This window comes from Mycobacterium sp. 141 (assembly GCF_000382405.1).
Classification (GTDB): Bacteria; Actinomycetota; Actinomycetes; order Mycobacteriales; family Mycobacteriaceae; genus Mycobacterium.
In genome coordinates, this window is the sequence record NZ_KB908259.1 from 55689 (window position 1) to 72648 (window position 16960).

The 16960-nt window shown below is 63.3% G+C and carries 19 protein-coding genes and 1 pseudogene; 7 read left to right on the forward strand and 13 right to left on the reverse strand.

The genetic code is table 11. From position 1 onward, the window contains the following. The gene (locus H276_RS0109415; protein ID WP_019971055.1) at window positions 1–816 is read right to left on the reverse strand and encodes a siderophore-interacting protein; all 816 of its coding nucleotides are present in this window, start codon (window positions 814–816) and stop codon (window positions 1–3) included. Window positions 817–983: 167 nt separating this feature from the next. On the opposite strand from H276_RS0109415, the gene H276_RS24005 reads away from it, so the two are divergent. Next, the gene (locus H276_RS24005) at window positions 984–1241 is read left to right on the forward strand and encodes a DinB family protein (protein WP_231376639.1); all 258 of its coding nucleotides are present in this window, start codon (window positions 984–986) and stop codon (window positions 1239–1241) included. On the opposite strand, the gene H276_RS0109425 is transcribed toward H276_RS24005, so the two are convergent. Next, a complete protein-coding gene (locus H276_RS0109425) occupies window positions 1230–1784 on the reverse strand; it encodes a cysteine hydrolase family protein (RefSeq protein WP_026356772.1) in 555 nt (184 codons plus the stop codon). The genes H276_RS24005 and H276_RS0109425 overlap by 12 nt on opposite strands. A 466-nt stretch (window positions 1785–2250) precedes the next feature. Beyond that, window positions 2251–2889, reverse strand: coding sequence for a cutinase family protein (locus tag H276_RS0109430; RefSeq protein ID WP_051111411.1), 639 nt, complete (start codon window positions 2887–2889; stop codon window positions 2251–2253). A gap of 462 nt (window positions 2890–3351) precedes the next feature. Here H276_RS0109430 and H276_RS0109435 point away from each other — a divergent pair, with 462 nt between their 5' ends. The 4 genes from H276_RS0109435 to H276_RS0109450 all read left to right on the forward strand — a co-directional run bounded on the left by H276_RS0109435 (window position 3352) and on the right by H276_RS0109450 (window position 7035). Further along, the gene (locus H276_RS0109435; protein ID WP_019971058.1) at window positions 3352–4191 is read left to right on the forward strand and encodes a GAF and ANTAR domain-containing protein; all 840 of its coding nucleotides are present in this window, start codon (window positions 3352–3354) and stop codon (window positions 4189–4191) included. A gap of 225 nt (window positions 4192–4416) precedes the next feature. Then, the gene (locus H276_RS0109440; protein WP_036460862.1) at window positions 4417–5310 is read left to right on the forward strand and encodes a phenylalanine 4-monooxygenase; all 894 of its coding nucleotides are present in this window, start codon (window positions 4417–4419) and stop codon (window positions 5308–5310) included. A 91-nt stretch (window positions 5311–5401) separates the two neighbouring features. Beyond that, window positions 5402–6187 carry an AraC family transcriptional regulator gene (locus tag H276_RS0109445; protein ID WP_196807876.1) on the forward strand — a complete coding sequence of 262 codons (786 nt, stop codon included), beginning with the start codon at window positions 5402–5404 and terminating at the stop codon, window positions 6185–6187. A gap of 32 nt (window positions 6188–6219) precedes the next feature. Further along, window positions 6220–7035: a dienelactone hydrolase family protein gene (locus H276_RS0109450; RefSeq protein WP_019971061.1), complete on the forward strand. Its 816-nt coding sequence runs from the start codon at window positions 6220–6222 to the stop codon at window positions 7033–7035. A gap of 54 nt (window positions 7036–7089) precedes the next feature. On the opposite strand, the gene H276_RS0109455 is transcribed toward H276_RS0109450, so the two are convergent. The 3 genes and pseudogenes from H276_RS0109455 to H276_RS25645 form a co-directional block, all read right to left on the reverse strand. Beyond that, a complete protein-coding gene (locus H276_RS0109455) occupies window positions 7090–7950 on the reverse strand; it encodes an alpha/beta fold hydrolase (protein ID WP_019971062.1) in 861 nt (286 codons plus the stop codon). Between the two features lie 49 nt (window positions 7951–7999). Next, window positions 8000–8824 (reverse strand): class I SAM-dependent methyltransferase, encoded by an 825-nt coding sequence (locus tag H276_RS0109460; protein WP_155943023.1) that lies wholly within the window; start codon window positions 8822–8824, stop codon window positions 8000–8002. 189 nt (window positions 8825–9013) lie between these two features. Continuing rightward, window positions 9014–9247, reverse strand: a pseudogene (locus tag H276_RS25645) (DUF1942 domain-containing protein); the annotation flags it as partial. Between the two features lie 54 nt (window positions 9248–9301). Here H276_RS25645 and H276_RS0109465 point away from each other — a divergent pair. After that, window positions 9302–10498, forward strand: a complete 1197-nt coding sequence (locus tag H276_RS0109465) for a DUF480 domain-containing protein (protein ID WP_019971064.1) — start codon at window positions 9302–9304, stop codon at window positions 10496–10498. Window positions 10499–10628: 130 nt separating this feature from the next. Beyond that, entirely contained in the window at window positions 10629–11099 is a 471-nt protein-coding gene (locus tag H276_RS0109470) for a cellulose-binding domain-containing protein (RefSeq protein ID WP_019971065.1), read from the forward strand. 48 nt (window positions 11100–11147) lie between these two features. Here the strand turns inward: H276_RS0109470 and H276_RS22780 are convergent, their stop codons facing one another. From H276_RS22780 to ureC, 7 genes are all read right to left on the reverse strand, one after another. Then, window positions 11148–11702 carry a CAP domain-containing protein gene (locus H276_RS22780; protein WP_081625438.1) on the reverse strand — a complete coding sequence of 185 codons (555 nt, stop codon included), beginning with the start codon at window positions 11700–11702 and terminating at the stop codon, window positions 11148–11150. Between the two features lie 85 nt (window positions 11703–11787). Then, window positions 11788–12186 (reverse strand): DUF4189 domain-containing protein, encoded by a 399-nt coding sequence (locus H276_RS25650; RefSeq protein ID WP_081625439.1) that lies wholly within the window; start codon window positions 12184–12186, stop codon window positions 11788–11790. Between the two features lie 460 nt (window positions 12187–12646). Beyond that, window positions 12647–13345: an urease accessory protein UreF gene (locus H276_RS0109480; protein WP_019971067.1), complete on the reverse strand. Its 699-nt coding sequence runs from the start codon at window positions 13343–13345 to the stop codon at window positions 12647–12649. Next, the gene (locus H276_RS0109485; protein WP_019971068.1) at window positions 13326–13811 is read right to left on the reverse strand and encodes a hypothetical protein; all 486 of its coding nucleotides are present in this window, start codon (window positions 13809–13811) and stop codon (window positions 13326–13328) included. The genes H276_RS0109480 and H276_RS0109485 overlap by 20 nt, the downstream gene beginning before the upstream one ends. A 9-nt stretch (window positions 13812–13820) precedes the next feature. After that, a complete protein-coding gene (locus H276_RS0109490) occupies window positions 13821–14606 on the reverse strand; it encodes an urease accessory protein UreD (RefSeq protein ID WP_019971069.1) in 786 nt (261 codons plus the stop codon). Next, complete coding sequence (gene ureG, locus H276_RS0109495; RefSeq protein ID WP_019971070.1) at window positions 14603–15223, reverse strand: urease accessory protein UreG; 621 nt, start codon at window positions 15221–15223, stop codon at window positions 14603–14605. The genes H276_RS0109490 and ureG overlap by 4 nt, the downstream gene beginning before the upstream one ends. Window positions 15224–15236: 13 nt before the next feature. After that, window positions 15237–16958, reverse strand: a complete 1722-nt coding sequence (gene ureC, locus H276_RS0109500; RefSeq protein ID WP_019971071.1) for an urease subunit alpha — start codon at window positions 16956–16958, stop codon at window positions 15237–15239. Window positions 16959–16960: the final 2 nt, after the last annotated feature.

Here is a 16960-nt window from a genome sequence, read left to right on the forward strand (position 1 = left end):
TCAAAGACCCACTCGTTCCAGAGCATCCTCAAATTCTTCGAACGCCACCTTGTCACCTTTTCCGTCGGCCAGTGCGCGTTCATAGACTGGCAGCACGTCGTTCTCTACCGCGGCGAACCTGGCATCCCAGGTTTCGGAGTCGAATCGCCAGTAGCCGGTGATGTCGTACTGATCGCGGTCGAAACCGATACCCCGCAGGTACTTGCGGACCGCCCGGGATTCCGCGGCCTCTCCGGCGAACCAGCAATACCCCCGCCCGTCCGGCAGCGTCAGCTCGCGGACCAACGCACTCAATCGACTTGGGGCGTAACCGTTTCCGGTGCCGACGCTGGGGATGACGGACACCTGCGGATGTGGGGGCAGGTAGTCCAGGTCTGCGCGTTCGGCGACCTCGGCGATGACGGTGACCGGCACAGCGGCGCCGAGCTCCTCGATGATGCGTGCGGTGGCCGGTAACCCGGACAGGTCGGTGACCAGCAGCTGCCACCCGGTGGACGGCTCGGGCCGATACCAGAACCGGGTGTGGTCGAGTCCGATCCGGTCCCCGCTACGGGCTTGCTGCGCCCACGCGGTGCCCAAACCGCGTTCGTGGAGCAGAACGTCGAGATCGATGATGTCGCCGCGCTGGGACCGTACCGAGTAATTGCGGCCTTCAGCATCGGAATCCGGTCCTGAGGCCGAAAAGTACACTCCCACGGCGGAATCGCCAGCCTGCTTCACATCTAACGCCGCTGGATCGTGGACACGCAGGGTGACCCGGACGAGTCGAGGATTCAGCACTTTCGTCTTGATGACCGACGCCTGAGAGTGGCTCACGAGGCTTAGGCTAACCTAACCAAATTCTGTGTGAACCGATTGTGGGCTGATCGACACGCGGTGGGTGAATCTCCTTCCCGGTCGTTCTCTCCGACCGGTCACTTCACTCTCAAGATCAATCGGTGCGTCGCCATCTCGTGCCGCTCAACCACGCCGATGCAGCTGCAATGACCGAACCGTACAACAGAATGGAGCGAAAGGCTATGAACACCAACCGAATTACCGAAGGTGCCGAGCGAGCCATCATCGAGAACATGCTCGATCGCAACCGCGAAGCGCTCATCGAGACCGCGCGCGGCCTATCTGATGCTGACGCCCGCCGACAACCGCCGCGGAACGGATCTGGTTCCAACGATTCTGGGCGGGACTCGACGAAGGCGGGTCACGGCGATATCCTCCGCGAACAGATCGTGTCAGCCCGCTAGTTCGCGCAGCACGTCGTCTGTCGTCGTAATTTCGATCAGCGGGCCGAACAGCGCCATGGCGTCCAGCGCTCGCTGATGATCGGAATCAGTGACGCCTGCGCATGCATCGGCGACGACTTTGACGTGTATGCCGGCATCAGCTGCCGCCAGAGCGGTGGCCAGTATGCAGCAGTCGGTGGACACGCCGGTCAACACCATCCCGTGTGCGTCGGGCATGGCCGCGGCCAATTGCGGACCCCACTTACCGAAGGTCGTCATGGTGACGACTGGGCAGGGCCGGTTGGCGAAGTCGGCTGATAGGCGGTACAGCGGGTCGTCGTCGGGCAGCAAGGCGAAGGGCCAACGGCGGTAGTATCCGGCCCACATGCCGCCGGGTTCGGCGGGCGAAATGAAGCGAGTGAGTACGACCCGGTCGTCAAACAGGGGCATCAGCTGGCAGATTTGGCGCGCTGCCTCGTCATAGCGAGGGACGAACCATCCGCTCTCCGGCCGTCGAAAGACTTCCTGCATGTCGATAGCGACCAACGCATATCCGTCAACCATGTGGCTTGCTCACTCACGTTGCGTAGTTCCGCGTAGCCAAAACGGCGATCGGAATCGGCGGCACGCTACCATACTAGGATTGCCCTCCGGGCGGGAACGCTGCATATCAAGCGGATGTCGTGGAGGGGTTGCACGCATCACCGTTCGTCGCTGCCGGTTAACGCGGGGGAAAGGTGGTAATTCTTGGGCCAGTTGACTTCTGATGACAAATTCGGGAATCGGATAACGCCTCGTCGCCTCGGTCGAAACCTGTGCCACGGCTCGCGTCGGTGCCGGCCTGCATGTCTCATTTGACACTTCTGGCATGCAAGAAGCGCGTCATAGTGGTTAGCCTTATGTGAGAAGAGCGCCTCCCGATAGCCACCACGAAAATCACTACCTGGCAAGACAACTCGATATCAGACCAAGCCCACACCAATTCCACGAAAAATCGTGTCAGTACGCGCCGCGAAATCCTCGTTCGTCGCTACAGCCGGCTAGCCGCGAACCGCGCGGCTTGGTCGACCATGCCGTTGGCGATGTAGGAGTTGTGCGCGCTGGTGGGCGGCCCCGGTGGTCCACCGTTGCAGACAGTGTCACCGGTCGCGCACAGATCGATGGTCTTGGGCACATACAGCGGGCCGATCGTGATCAGCGGTGCACCAGCGTCGCCGAGGAACTGGTTTGAGGGTTTGCCGAACAACGTCACGGCGGCGACGTGGTCAGCAATCTCCGGCGGCATCGGAGGCGGTACGAAAGCCGCGGGGACACCCGCTGGGATGTCGGCTGAGGTGGAGAACGCTGCCACGGCGGCACCCTGCGAGAATCCGCCAAGCACCATTTTGGTGGCGGGGCAGTCAGCGGCCACTGCCTGAATGTGGTTGGTAGCGTCCCTGATCCCATCGATGACCGTGAGGGCAAACTGGATGCCGTCGGCGAAGTCGGCGCTGGCCTGGTAGTTCACCGGGTACACACTGATCGATTTCGCACCGGCCTTGGCGCGCAGGGAATCGACAAATGCCTGTCCGACACCACCGACACCGGGCGGCTCACCGGTTCCACGAGCAAACACCACTTCGGCGTCCGGGCATGGGTCCGCATTGGCAATAGGTGCGGGAGTGCTCATCAGCACCAGTGCAGTGAACACGGCCACCAGCACGCCTGTGAATCTGCGGCGTTCCTTACCTTTGGGTGCCGTAGGAGCTTCAGTGCAATCGTTTGTGTGCATACAGAGAACCTTTGCGCCATGTCGGAGTGCCGATTGCCTGGCTTCGATGTTACGCAACCCTTCGCCGGGGATGACACGGTAATTCCGTGCGTGCCGGGACAGTGGTCGGTTCCTGAACGCGGCGCCCTCTCGTCGGCTGTAATTTTCCACCTCGATTGCAGTTCGCACGTCGAATGACTTGATCGTCGGAGATTCGCAGATACCTGGTGGCACAATCGAATTCATCCTTTCGACCTATCTCGCGTGTTCTGGGGCGAATCCTGCTCCTACAGCGCATGGCCTGTCCGAGCCGACTGTCAGCGCTCGATGCCGGTATCGATGCTGGGAGCCTCGGTGCGTCAGTTATGCCACACTCATCGGATGACGCCTTCGGATCCGCGTACCGACGACTCGCTGCCTGCAAAGACAGCGGATCAGGATGCCAGCGAAGCAGCCGACCTGGTCGTTGCTGCAGCCGCGGGGGTCCGGCACATCAGCGCCACCGAGCTCGGCCGGAGACTGCTCGCAGTCAGCGGCACCGTCGCCGACGAGGACGAACTGCTCAGCCTGCTGCAGAACCTCGCTCAGATTGCCCAGCAGACGGTTCCCGGCGCCGACAGCACCGGCGTGACCATCGATCTAGCCGGGCGGACCTACACGGCTGTGCACACCGACCAGCGCACTCTGCGGGTCGACACCGAACAGTACGACTGTGGCGAAGGCCCTTGCCTGCACGCCGCCCACACCGGCCAGATCGTGCTCGTGGATTTCGGTCAAGCCGCAGCTACCTGGCCGCGGTTCGCGGCCGCGGCGCAAGCCGAAGGCATTCTCAGTTTTCTCGCCGCGCCACTGATCACCAGGGATCAGACACTCGGATCACTCAACCTCTATGGCCGGTCTCGTTCGGCGTTCGATAGCTTCGACGTCGAAATCCTGGATCTGTTGACCGAAGCGGTATCTCGTGCGATTGGCGATTTCGCGCGTTTCCGGTCGGCCCGTGATGTGGCGACCGGACTGCAGCGAGCCTTGGAGACACGCGCGCCCATCGAACAGGCCAAGGGAATGTTGATGGCCATGCACGCAATCGACGCCGATGAGGCCTTCGCGCGGTTGCGTCGTGAAAGTCAGAACACAAATGTTCCACTCCGCATCGTGGCCACTCGTCTTGTGCGGCAGCTCACTTCGCTACCCGGCCCGGCAACAGATGGCGAGGCTGTTTGAGATGCCGCGATTCAGCTCCGGTCGACTATGGGCCTCATCCTGTGCCACGTCAGCGGGGTGGTCGCGACGCGTAAGTGTGTATCCCTCGATCACTCCAGGAGCGGCATATCCTGGTTCACAGGACCAGAAATCCGGCCCAGACGGCTGTCGCTATGACATCTCACAGCGACAGCTCGCCATGAACGACGCCGCGTTGTGCGACGCCCGGCCATCCGGGAGGCAGCGATGTTCGAAGAAGGTCAGCTTTATGCTCCGGTGACGCGCTCGGGAGATGACGTCACCGTTCATCTGGCCGCCGACCATCCGGGTGCGGTGGACCCGGAGTACCGGGTCCGCCGCAACGCCCTCGCTGCGCTGGCCATGGATTGGCAGCCTGGCACACCACCACCGGTTGCGACCTATACCGACGCCGAGCAGGAGGTCTGGCGCATCGTCTGCACCGAACTCCACAAGCTGCACCGGCACCGAGCCTGCGCCGTGTATCTGCAAGGCCGGGAGCGGCTCCAACTTCCCGAGGACCACATCCCACAACTCGTTGAGGTTAACGAGATGCTCCGGCCCCTCACCGGCTTTCAGTACGTACCGGCGGCCGGGCTCGTCCCGCTGCGTGAGTTCTACGGATCACTAGCTGACGAAATTTTCCACTCCACCCAGTACATTCGGCACCACTCCGTGCCCCTGTATACGCCAGAGCCCGATCTGCTCCACGAGGTGGTCGGCCACGGCAATTGTCTGGCTCATGATCGTTTCGCGGCTCTGTACCGGCTGGCCGGATACGCGGCTCGGCGTGTGCAAACGGCTGAGGCACTGGAGTTCATTTCGAAGGTCTTCTGGTTCTCCTTGGAATTCGGAGTGGTACGCGAGCATGGCGAAGTGCGCACCTATGGCGCCGGCCTGCTTTCCTCATACGGCGAGATCCAGCAGATCGAAGATGCCGAACTACGGCCGCTGGACGTCGGCCGGATGGGTGTCCAGACATACGACATCACGCACTACCAGCCGGTGCTCTTCTGCGCCGAGGGATTCAACGAGATCGAAGACGTGATCGGCGCGTTTTTCTCCGATGTCGATGACGACATGGTGCAGCGCCTGGTACATGACGCTTCTGCACCAGCCTGAGTGTGCCGTCGACATACTGATGCGCACGATGATTCATTCCACTACAAGACCCCGGGTCGAAGGCGGGCCGTCGCCGGCACACGGTGCCGCGATGATCGGGTTCCGTCATTCGGGCGGCAGCGGATTGGATATTCGAGTCGCCGGGATGCCTGCGTTCACCGTTGTCATCGAGTTCGGGGACAACGAATTGGCCGTCGACCATCGTGGGATCCGGCACGCACTCAACGGTTTCGTGTCGGGAACGTCCACTGGGCCGATGTGGATCCGTAGCGAACGTGTGGAGTGTATCGAGGTGCGTATCTCGCCGCTGTGGGCGTCGTCGTTGCTGGGTGTCGCGCCGGCCGAGCTGAGTCGCGAGGTCGCTGCCCTGGAGGATGTTTGGGGGTCGGGCGCGGAACGGCTACGTGAGCGACTCGCCGCGGCAACGACGTGGACTGAGCGGTTCGAAGTGACCAATTCCTTTTTGGTACATCAGAGTCGATCGAACCGGGTCCCATACCCGGAAGTGGTCGCCGCCTGGGATCGCATCGTGGCCAGCCGTGGGCAGGTCAGGGTCGGCGAACTCGCCGCATGGTGCGGATGGAGCCGCAAGCGATTGTGGGGGAGGTTCGAGGCGCAGCTGGGCATGACACCCAAACGTGCGGCGATGCTCGTCAGATTCCGTAACGCCGTCGACGGTCTGCTGTCGGGTCGGCCCGCCGCCGGTGTCGCCGCAGCGTGCGGATATGCCGATCAGGCTCACCTGTGTCGAGACGTCTTGCACTTCGCTGGCTTTACCCCGGCGACGGTCGCGGTGGAGGCAGTATCGGGTCTGTCGAAACGCCGTTATGAGGCCTGGGGAACATTTCTTCAATACGGAGAGGGTCCGAAAGTTTGATCGTGATGGTCCAACTACCGAAAGGACCTCACATGACCGACGACAAGCTCATCGATTTCCAGAACCACGTCTTCACCTATGACGGCAAGTCCCGCACGGTCTTTCGCCAAGGATCAGGGCCTGCCGTGATCGTGATGGCAGAGTTTCCGGGCATCTCACCCATGGTGTTCGACTTCGCTCGCAGAGTCGCGGCCATCGGATGTACGGCGGTCGTACCGCATCTGTACGGAAGTCCCGGGCGCGATCCGAGCCCGGCTGCGCACGGACTCGTCGCCGCGTTGGCGAATGTCGCCGGCCAGATCGGGCCGGTATGCATCAGCCGCGAATTCGTGGTGCTCGCCACCGGTCGCACTTCACCGGTGGTGCACTGGTTACGCGCATTGGCTGGGAGTGAGCACCAGCGTTGCGGCGGACCGGGGGTCGGGGCTGTCGGGATGTGTTTCACCGGCGGATTTGCGCTGGCGATGGCCGTTGACGACCGTCTGATCGCACCGGTGCTTTCCCAGCCGGGGCTACCGCTGGCCTTCACCCGTCGCCAGAAATGTGCCATCGACGTGTGCCCGTCCGATATGGCGCGGATCAAGAATCGCTGCGCGGAGGGGCTCACTGTCATGGGATTGCGTTTCCGCGGCGATAGACGCTCTCCCGCTGAGCGATTCGAGTTTCTGCGCAATCAGCTCGGCGACGCGTTCTTGGCCATCGAACTTGAGGACGCCGACGCGAATCCAGAGGGCGTGCTGAGCCCGCATTCGGTGCTGACCGAACATCTTGTCGACGAACCTGGACAGCCGACGCAGATCGCACTGCACCGAGTGTTGGACTTCCTGCGCACCCGGCTCGTTTGTTGAAGCCGGTGCAGAACCGATCGCGGGCGGCGACAAGGTGTTGGCTCGATGGTGGTGTCACTCGCCTGTTCGGAACCGTGCTTTGGCGACCAGGCGTGCGACCTCGTCGGCGATGATCTGGGGTTCGGTGATCGGTACGGTATGCCCGGAGTGCACAGCGGTAACGTGTCGCCCCTCGGGGGATTGCGCCGCGCGATAGCTGTGGGCGGCATTCACCTGGGCGCGGACGTGCTTGGGCATACTCTCGCGTGCGCGTGCGAGGCCGCCCGAAATCACCGTGATGGGCATGTTCCCGGCAGACGGCGGGCTGGTCTTCCACATTTTGACGTCATCGAGGAACGCATTGGCTTGGCGCGCCTCCGTCTCCAGTACACGAGGGGCGAACGCCTCCGCCCGCATATCATCGCGGACGTCGTCGGTGGGTGCTGCGGCGAGAAGCGACCCGTACACGAATCGAAGTAGCCCGAGCTTTGCGAGCAGCTTCCCAGCGCTGACGGCCATTCGTTCGTTGCGGCGCAACCGTGCACTGAACAGCACGCCAGCGGCCTCATCGATCGGATCGACAAGCACGAGTCCGGCGATCAGGTCCAGCCGACGCGAAGCGGCGAGACGAGCGATGGGGCCTCCGGCGCTGTGGCCGACGAGGATGAACGGGCCGGGCCGGAAGTGATCAAGCAGGTCAACCAGATCGTCGGCCATCCGGTCCAGGGTTTGCCCGGTTGGATCTGATGCTGAGCGACCGAGACCGGCACGGTCATACACAATCGTCCGGGCGACGGGCGCTACCCGCAGTTGCACGCCGGCCCAATACGAACGCGTCGCACCGGCTCCGCCCTCGAATACCACCGTCAATGCGTTGTCGGAATCAGGGCCGGGCAGCACCTGCGTGTACAGGCGACGACCGTCGCGGGTCGGCACCCATTCGGGCGCGCCCTGGCTGTGGCCGTGGACACTCGTATTTTCGGGGTTAGCGGCCACTGCCGAGCCGAAACAGGTTGAGCTTGTAGCTGTTCATCATGGGCGGCACCAGGCGGGCCAGAAGCGGCATGCCGTATCGGTAGCGTAGCGGCCAGTTTCTGGCTATCTCCGGTTGCGGCCGGGCGAACGTACGAGTCTCGATCAGCCGCAAACCCCAGTCCTCGAGGCGGTGGGGGTCGTCGCAGATCCATTGCATCCGAGCAGCCAACGATTTCATCGCTCCGTTGCGATGCTGGTTACGCATCATTGCGGCCCCGCCGGTATCGAAGGCGATCAACGAACCGTCAAAGTGACCAGCGAGTTGGGTAAGAACTGTGCGCACCTGGTCTTCTGGCAGATAGAGCAGGACCGCTTCGCTGACAAACAGGTACGGCGGTGGCGCGGCGGCGATTGTGTCGAACCAATCGGTATCGAGAACCGAACCGGCCAACATCGTGTATCGGTCCTGGTTGGTAAAGAACCGGCGCCGGAGCTCGATCGAATCAGGCAGGTCGATGTCGAACCAATGCACCTCACCGTTGTCGAGCCGGTCGAAGCGAGTGTTCAAGCCTGTCCCGAGTTCGACAACCGTCGCCGCGGGATGAGAGCGAAGAAAGCGCTGCACCCATCCATCGAAAATGGCGGTCCGAAGCACCGACCCAGGCAAGGACAGCCCTTTGAACCGGGTGAAGTCGTAATCGATGGTTTCGACGAGCTGTACCGCTCGCCGATCGTTGAGCACGGGATGGCGTGACGCGGCATCAGAGGCTCGGCCAAACAGCGGAATGAGCAGTGTCTCCTGCACATCGCCGAGATCCGGCTTGATCTTGCTCACCATAACGCCCCCGATCCACATGCCTTCACACCGGCAGGCACAAGGCCCGCCCAACAAAATTAGGCTAACCTAACTACACGGTTGAATGCGTGGCTACGTTAGGCGCTCCGGCCACGCTGACCGCACAGGGGTACCGATAACTGTAAGGGGTTGGGAAGCAGTGCAATAGGGCGCAGGTGCACGCCGTGGCTAGCCCTTCCAAACCACCTTGTCGGTGCCCCCGGCATCCCGATAGACAACGCTGTCGGGCGCTGTGCCGCCGCGTACGTCGAAGTAAATCCCACCAGATGTTTGGGTGCCCGGCGCGATCGGTTGATTGGGAAGGCCGTCCGTCTGGTTTCCCTTCATATCCGCGTAGGTGGAGCTGTTGACAGCCCGCGTGGTCCCGAGGTCGTCTACTCGCGGGGGAGAGCTGGGAAGGGCAGTGCGGCGGTGAAGACGGCGACGATACGGACCGCACAGAAGTAGGGTCTGCTCATGGACCTCGAGCCGGTCGAGCAGCGGATTCTGGGCAGCCTTCTGGAGAAACAGGTCACGGTTCCCGCGTCGTACCCGCTCACACTCTCCAGCCTTCGCAGCGCCTGTAACCAGACCAGCAGCCGTGAGCCGGTGATGGACCTCGACGAGCGGACGGTGGAACTGACGGCTCGCGCGCTCAAGGACCGTGGACTGTTGCGCATCGTGTGGTCTGACACCGGACGGCGCACCCTGAAATATCACCAAACTCTTTCGGAAATCCTCGATCTTGCTGACGACGAGCGCGCGGTGCTCACCGTGCTGCTCCTGCGCGGGCCGCAGGCCCCTGGTGAGCTGCGCACCCGGACCGAGCGGCTGTGCCCGTTCGCCGACCGCGCCGCGGTCGAGGCGTGCCTGGAACGGCTACGCAAGCGTGACCAACCGCTGGTGCGGCGCCTCGACCGGCGGCCAGGCCAACAGGACTACCGATGGGTACACGAGTTGGGACCGGTTGAGACGGGGGAGACGCCCGCGCGGCCCGCCGTTGATCGTGAAGTTCCCATCACGGATTCGCCCGAGGCCCGCGACAACCGAGTGCGGGCGACCTACGGTGTCGTGGCTACCACCTACGCGCGTGAGCTGTCGGACGAGCTCGGGGGAATGCCATTCGAGCGCTGGCTGCTCGACCGCGTGGCGGTGGCCGCCCGCGATCTGCCGGTTATGGATGCAGGCTGCGGTCCCGGTCACGTGGCGGCGTACCTGGCCGCGGCCGGCGCTGACGTACAGGGACTCGATCTCAGCCCGGAGATGGTCGCCGAGGCACAGCAGCGGCATCCCGATGTCGGTTACGAGGTGGGAGATCTGCGGCAGCTGATGCGGCCGGCGGCCGCCGTCGGCTGGGGAGCCGTACTCGGGTGGTACTCCCTCATTCACCTCGCAGCGTCCGAACTGCCCGGCGCCATTGCCGCCCTGGCTCGGCCACTCGCATCCGGTGGGTTGCTGGTGCTTGCTCTGCACGCGGGTGACGACGTACGCCGGGTGACCAGCTGGCTCGACATCGAGGTGCCAGCACTGGACATCGTGCTGCACGACCCGGCCGCCGTCGTCGCGGCGGTGCGCTCGGCAGGGCTTACCGACGTCGAGTGGTATCTCCGCGGGCCGTACGAATGGCATGGCGAGACCACCCAGCGGCTGTACGTCGTGGCACGCCGAGCCTGACGCGGGGCGCAGCGCGTCTTGTTCTACGGTCGCAGGATTTCGGCCGGGGAGGAGGTTGGTTCAGGGCGGAACGAGGCAAAAATTTCGTGACGGTTTCAGTTGAGCAAAGGTCCTGCAGCCTACCCGCGATATGAAGGCCGATACCGGCTCGTTGGCTTTAGTGTTGGCTGCTGTGGTCGAACTGGGCAATTATGTGAAGCGCTGGCGCACAGCGCTTCACATAACGATGTCGGTACTGATGGCTGCCACCCTCGGACTTGCCATCACGCCCGTAGCTCGTGCGGCTGCGGCCGCGGCAACCTTATCGGTGACATCGACGTGGCAGACCGGTTTCATCGCCCGCTTCGTCATCACCAACGCGAGCGCGGTGCCGCTCACCGATTGGAAGCTTGAATTCGACTTGCCGGCGGGCGAATCCATCTCGCACACGTGGAGCAGCACCCTCACGCAATACGGTACGCACTATGTTCTCGGCCCCGCGAATTGGAATCGCATCATTGCGCCGGGTGGTACAGCAACGGGTGGTCTGAGAGGCGTGCTGACCGGTCCCTACTCGCCACCGTTGAATTGTGTGCTCAACGGGCAATACCGTTGCACATAGAGGCGACTGCTGCGCACCGAAGCTCGGCCGCTCCGAATGCATCGCCGCCTACTGGCCGGGCGGAAGGTTCACGGGCTTAGCGAAGACGCCAACCGCGAAAGTAGTGGGGTTCGCGTCTCCCTGAAGTGTCGTCACCGTCGTCGCCATACCAATCTCGGTATATCTGCAATCGAGCATTACCTTTCTGTGGCCAGGGCTGTTCAACCACCCGTCGATCAGGTCCGGTCGCGTCGCGAAGTCAGTGTTCAGTCCGAACCCGCCCATGATTTCACCCACGAGGGTGGCCTTGTAGCCTGTGTCCCGGACGCGGCTGCCAGGGGTCGAACCATCCGAACCGGTGTGGTCGGTGGTTTTGAGGGTGGCGTAGTCGTCGGCCTGCCGTTGCGCGGCGGCTATCAGTTGCGGATTCTGGGTGACCGGACCGCATCCGTTTTGCGCCCGTTGCTGGTTGACCAGATCGACGAGTGTTTGATCGGGGTCTGCTGATGCGGTGGCGGGCGTGCCGATGAGTAGGCCCGTCATCAGTGCGAAGGCGATCGCTCCGGTGCTCAGTATCTTTCCGGGCACGCTTGCGGTGCAAGCGTCAAAACCACTTCCTTTCATGGTGTTTCCTTACCCTAGGTGAGTCCGACTATTGGTGAGACTGGTTCGGCTGGAGACGTGTCCCGGATGCGGCCACGGCCCCCGGTCACTGAACGGCACACGTGCCTGCCTTCACATTGAGGCCGGGACGCTTCGATAAGGCGTCGGCTGACGCTTCTTGAAACGTAGGACCCCATCCGAAGACGTAGGTGTTATCTCCCTTGGCTAACACGGCACACCAGTTGTTTTGGCCGGAAGGCACCGTGAAAACTGTTCCCTCAGTGCAGGCGGCGTCCCCACATACGTTCCTTGCACCGGCATAAGCTGCTCCCTCATCCGACGCCCCGCCCGCCCAACCGACATGCTCGCCGTCCGGGGAGGTGGCGATGGCGCCCCACGGACTGTCGGCGTGCGCGGCAGGGGCCATGGTGATGGCCAGCGCGGCGGACGCTAATGCACCGGCCATACGAACCGCGGCGCGCGCATGAAAACCGCTCCCTTTCATCGTGGTGTTCCTTTCCTTCTGACGGCCGTTCTGGTTGCTGTTGAAAGCGTGGGCTCGCGTGGTTGCGTCGGTACCCGTGCTGCACTACCTGAATTGGCCCCGGCGAATGCGCTGACTACGCAGCACTGTCCAGCGACTACGCATAAGTCCGCGGGGACTTCCGGTGCCGCCCGCTGCTCTAATCCGGAAATGACCGAATCGGATGGCCAGTCTGAGCCCCGGGTGTCGCGTGCCATGAGCGTGGGACCGGTGTGAGCTGATTTTTGCCAGGGTGATGGGACCACCGGCGCGTCACGCCGGTGGTTTGTTCATCTGTTCGTGGCGGCTCAGGTCACGAAAGCAGGCGGCATGGATTTCGGGAGGTCGGTCTGTACGAGATCAGAGAGATGCTGCAGCCCGGCTCGCCTGCGGGGTTGGCTAGATTCCACCTCCGGGAATCATCGCGATCTGCTAGATCTGCTCAGGTGGCGAACAGCCTCGACGTCCGTTCCTCATGACGCATACCGCTGATTTCCAGGGCGGGTGTTGTGCTGGACAGTTCGTGCAGCGGGCGCTCGCACGCCTCCTTTGATAGCTGAACAGCCAGTTCGGCGGCACGGAGCTGGATGCGCTGGCTCTGTAGCGGGCCCAACCGGCCTAGCCGCACCGCAGCGCTGAGCAGCGCGGCCATCATCGATTGCATCGAACCGAGCACGGCCAGCTGCTGCGGGATACCCAGCCGAGACTGGATCGCCCCGTCGACGACCGCCGCGTGCCCCGGAAAGGTTCCGCTGATCACACCCGCGATATAAGGATCATTGTCTACCATGCCGATTTCGGTTGCGGTGGCGGCGAGTTGGCGGCCGATCGATGTTGATGCGGTCCTGGCGTTGCCGTAAAGCTTGTACGAAGCGGTCAGCTCATCGAGTTCGGCAAGCTGCTGCGGGTGGTCTGACATCCGCCAGGCGTGAGCGGTTATCGTGGCGTCCAAGGGGGCGTGGCCGTGGATGAGGTAACCGAGCGTGGTCGCCTCTAGGGTATCGGCCTGAGCCTCGGGGTGGCCGGCCAGCCATTCCTCCACTCCGTGACTGTGCACCAACCGTCCTGCGGGAAAAGCGCTGTCGTGCAATTGCATCCATAGCGCCGCCCCGACATCGGGGTCAGTGGTGATGGCCGGCATGGCTATCCGCCGAGGTTCGGGACCATCCGTTGCGAGCCATCGCCTCGTCGCCTACTTCGCCGACGAGGCCCATGTCGGCGAGCAGGTGCTGGGCTGCGTGGGCACTGGTGAACAGGGGTGCGGTCAGCCCCTCTTCGTCTACGTCGACCGGGGCATGCTGGTTGCCGAGCATGTGACCGAACATCAGTAGAGCGCGACCGGTGTTGTCCGCGAATCGGACTCGGATAGCTGGTTCGGGAGGACGGCGCACCACAACAACGTTGACCCCGTCGTCGCTGATCACTGCACCGTCGTATAGGAAGCTGCCGCGGGGGAGCTGGATCAGCACTTCCAATCCGGAGTCGGTGGTGACACGTTGTCGGTGTTTACTGGCGTCCCCCCAGCCGATGTCGACGTGATGCACGTTGCACCCGACGAACTGCGGATCGGTCGCGTTACCGAGAATGGCGTCGGCCTTCATCATCATGGGCACCTTTCAGTGCGGCAGGACCGCGTCGCGTACGGCGGCGTGGACAGTCTCTTGGGCGTTTCGTAACGTCGGTGCACGGTCGGTGGTGATACGAGCAAAAGTTCCTGCACCGCGGGGCAATTCGCCAGCACCTCCCCGTACGCCCGGCAGGCCCGCGAGTGCCTCGCGGACCACGCTGGTCACAGCTGGGCGACCCGGGGTGAGTACCATCATGGTCGCAACATAGTCGCCGTCGAGAAACGGCGAGACCGACGGGGTGAACCGTTGTCGATCACGTGCTATCACTTGCCCTTCACTGCGCACCGTGACGGCGAAGTCGCTGGAGGCGTAGCGAAACCGCTCACCGTGGGCGATCCGGCCGGCGGCCACGGCTTCCCAGCCGATGTACGTCCCGGTCGGCGAAATATCGATGTCGAGATTCTGGTCGAACACGGAATCTGATTGCGGTATCACTGTTTTGGGCAGGTACTCCAGGATGGCGTCGGAGCATACTGTGAACTGCAGCCGATGCCTGGCTCCCGGACCGGCCCCGGCGTACACCTGGGTGGCGGCCTGGGTCGTGAGCAAGAGATGGGATCCCGACGTACACACCGCGGTGGTGCACAGGTCGTCGTCGGAGAAGGTCCCGCCGCTGGGGCTCTGCACACAGAGCACCGCAGCGAGCGGGAACCTCTCATCGGTATGCAGGACGGTGGTGACCCGCTGCGGATACCGCTGCCGAAGCTTGCTGATGCGGGTACGCCCGGTGTCGTCGGTGCCGACGTGAACGGTCAGCTCACCGGGTGCGATCACGCGTGGCCCGGGACCAGCATGGCGCCGTCCAATAGGACCTCGGTCAATTCGGTCAGTCCCTGGCCGGAGCGCAGGTCGGTGAACACCGTCGGCTTGGTGGGCCGGGCTATGTCACAGTCGCGACGCATTCCGTCGAGATCGGATCCCACCAGGTCAGCGAGGTCGATCTTGTTGACCACCAGCAGATCTGCTTGCAGCAGACCAATACCCTTCTTACGCGGAATGTCATCGCCGCCCGCTGTGTCGATGACGAAAATCCAATAGTCGACCAGGTCGGAGGTAAAGGTGGCTGCGAGATTGTCGCCACCCGACTCGATGAGGATCAGGTCCAGGTCGTCGAACTCCGCGGCCAGTTCCCGCGCAGCGGCCAGGTTGGCCGACGGATCCTCCCGGATCGCGGTGTGCGGGCACGCCCCGGTCTCGACGGCCCGCACCCGGCGCGGGTCGATGACACCGCTGCGCCGGACCCGCTGGGCATCCTCGTCGGTCACCAGGTCGTTGGTGATCACCGCGACACCGAGACCTCGTCGGATGAGTTCGGGAACCAGCGTCTCCACCAGTCGGGTCTTACCGGACCCGACTGGACCGCCGATACCGATACGGATCACTTCACTCACGTCGTATTCCTATCTACTTCAGCGTGTAACGCCGGCCCAGCGGGACGGATGTCATCGGGGTGCTGGTGCACTCCTCGCCGTCCACGATCACGCGGTAGGTATCGGGTTCGATGGAGATGTCGGGCAAGTAGTTGTTGTGCAGTAGATCGGCTTTCGTCAGGGCCCGGGCACCGCGGCAAGCGACCAGCGGGGTCTGCAGATCCAGCTTGTCCGCCAGTCCGCCGGCGATGGCACCCTCGGCGACAAAGTTCACCGAGACGTCTGCGGGGGTGCGCCCGTAGGCCGCCCACTGCGGACGGTATCGCAGCGGCTCGCAGGTCATCAGCGAGGCATTGGCCTCACCCATCACCGACCAGGCCGGGAATCCGCCCTTGAACACCACCTCGGGGCGAATACCGAAGAACTTCGGCTCCCACAGCACGATGTCAGCCAGCTTGCCCGGTTCCAGTGAACCGATCTCATGGTCGATGCCGAAGAGCTTGGCCGGGTTGATGGTCAGCTTCGCGATATAGCGGAGAATCCGAGCGTTGTCGGAAGGCAGCCCGCTGGTCACATCCTCGGGCAGGGGACCGCGGGTGGCCCGCATATGGGACGCCAGTTGCCAAGTCCGCGCGATGCTTTCACCGATCCTGCCCATGCCCTGGGAGTCCGATCCCATCGCCGAGATGGCACCGAGATCGTGCAGCACGTCCTCGGCCGCGATCGTCTCGCGGCGGATCCGGGACTCGGCGAAGGCCACATCCTCGCGGATGCGCGGGTTGAGATGGTGGCACACCATCACCATGTCCAGATGCTCGTCGAAAGTGTTGAGCGTGTACGGATTTGTCGGATTGGTCGACGACGGCAGGCAGTACGACTCACCGACCACCCGCATGATGTCGGGTGCGTGGCCGCCACCGGCGCCCTCGGCGTGGTAGGTGTGGATCGGCCGACCGTTGATGGCGGCCATGGTGTCCTCGAAGAACCCCGCCTCGTTGAGGGTATCGGAGTGGATCTGCACCTGCAGGTCCAGCTCGTCGCCGGCATCCAGGGAAGCGCGGATGGCTGCGGGCGTTGCGCCCCAGTCCTCGTGGATCTTGTAACCGATGGCGCCCGCGAGTCCCTGCTCGATCAGCGGTGCGGTGCTCGATGCGCTGCCGTTCGCGAGGAAACCGAAATTCATCGGGAAGGCCTCGGCTGCCTTCAACATCCGGGCCAGGTTGGTCGGCCCCGAGGACGTGATACCCACCGTGACGGGACCGAGGCCGCCGCCGATCATCGTGGTGATGCCGCTGGAGATGGCTTCCTCGACCAGTCCTGCGCTGTCGAAATGAACGTGAACGTCGATCGCGCCGGCCGTGGCGATCATGCCTTCGCCGGAACGGATATCGGTGCCTGCTCCGATGACAAGTTCGGGATCGACACCGGCCATCGTGCGGGGGTTGCCGGCCTTGCCGACCCCGGCGATACGACCGTTGCGAATTCCGATGTCGGCCTTACGGATACCCAACACCGCATCGATGATCAAGACGTTGGTGATGACGAAATCCAACGCACCTTCGGCATTGGTGACATCGCCGTGCACGGCCATACCCTCACGCATGGTCTTGCCGCCGCCGAAGACGGCCTCATCGCCGTACACCGTGGCGTCGGCCTCGACCTTGGCCAACAACTCGGTGTCGGCCAAGCGGACCCGGTCGCCGACCGTGGGTCCGAACAGTTCGGCGTAGCGCTGACGGCTGATCCGGTGTGTCATTG

Excerpts from the sequence above, each read along its gene's own strand:
- H276_RS0109480 (WP_019971067.1), bottom strand. The coding sequence starts at position 13,345 with ATGCCGGCCATCACCACTGACCCCGATGTCGGGGCGGCGCTATGGATG.
- H276_RS24005 (WP_231376639.1), top strand. The coding sequence starts at position 984 with ATGACCGAACCGTACAACAGAATGGAGCGAAAGGCTATGAACACCAAC.
- H276_RS0109450 (WP_019971061.1), top strand. The coding sequence starts at position 6,220 with ATGACCGACGACAAGCTCATCGATTTCCAGAACCACGTCTTCACCTAT.
- ureC (WP_019971071.1), bottom strand. The coding sequence starts at position 16,958 with ATGACACACCGGATCAGCCGTCAGCGCTACGCCGAACTGTTCGGACCC.
- H276_RS0109470 (WP_019971065.1), top strand. The coding sequence starts at position 10,629 with ATGAAGGCCGATACCGGCTCGTTGGCTTTAGTGTTGGCTGCTGTGGTC.
- H276_RS0109485 (WP_019971068.1), bottom strand. The coding sequence starts at position 13,811 with ATGATGATGAAGGCCGACGCCATTCTCGGTAACGCGACCGATCCGCAG.
- H276_RS0109430 (WP_051111411.1), bottom strand. The coding sequence starts at position 2,889 with ATGAGCACTCCCGCACCTATTGCCAATGCGGACCCATGCCCGGACGCC.
- H276_RS0109465 (WP_019971064.1), top strand. The coding sequence starts at position 9,302 with ATGGACCTCGAGCCGGTCGAGCAGCGGATTCTGGGCAGCCTTCTGGAG.
- H276_RS0109435 (WP_019971058.1), top strand. The coding sequence starts at position 3,352 with ATGACGCCTTCGGATCCGCGTACCGACGACTCGCTGCCTGCAAAGACA.
- H276_RS25650 (WP_081625439.1), bottom strand. The coding sequence starts at position 12,186 with ATGAAAGGGAGCGGTTTTCATGCGCGCGCCGCGGTTCGTATGGCCGGT.
- H276_RS0109425 (WP_026356772.1), bottom strand. The coding sequence starts at position 1,784 with ATGGTTGACGGATATGCGTTGGTCGCTATCGACATGCAGGAAGTCTTT.
- H276_RS0109440 (WP_036460862.1), top strand. The coding sequence starts at position 4,417 with ATGTTCGAAGAAGGTCAGCTTTATGCTCCGGTGACGCGCTCGGGAGAT.
- H276_RS22780 (WP_081625438.1), bottom strand. The coding sequence starts at position 11,702 with ATGAAAGGAAGTGGTTTTGACGCTTGCACCGCAAGCGTGCCCGGAAAG.
- H276_RS0109445 (WP_196807876.1), top strand. The coding sequence starts at position 5,402 with ATGATCGGGTTCCGTCATTCGGGCGGCAGCGGATTGGATATTCGAGTC.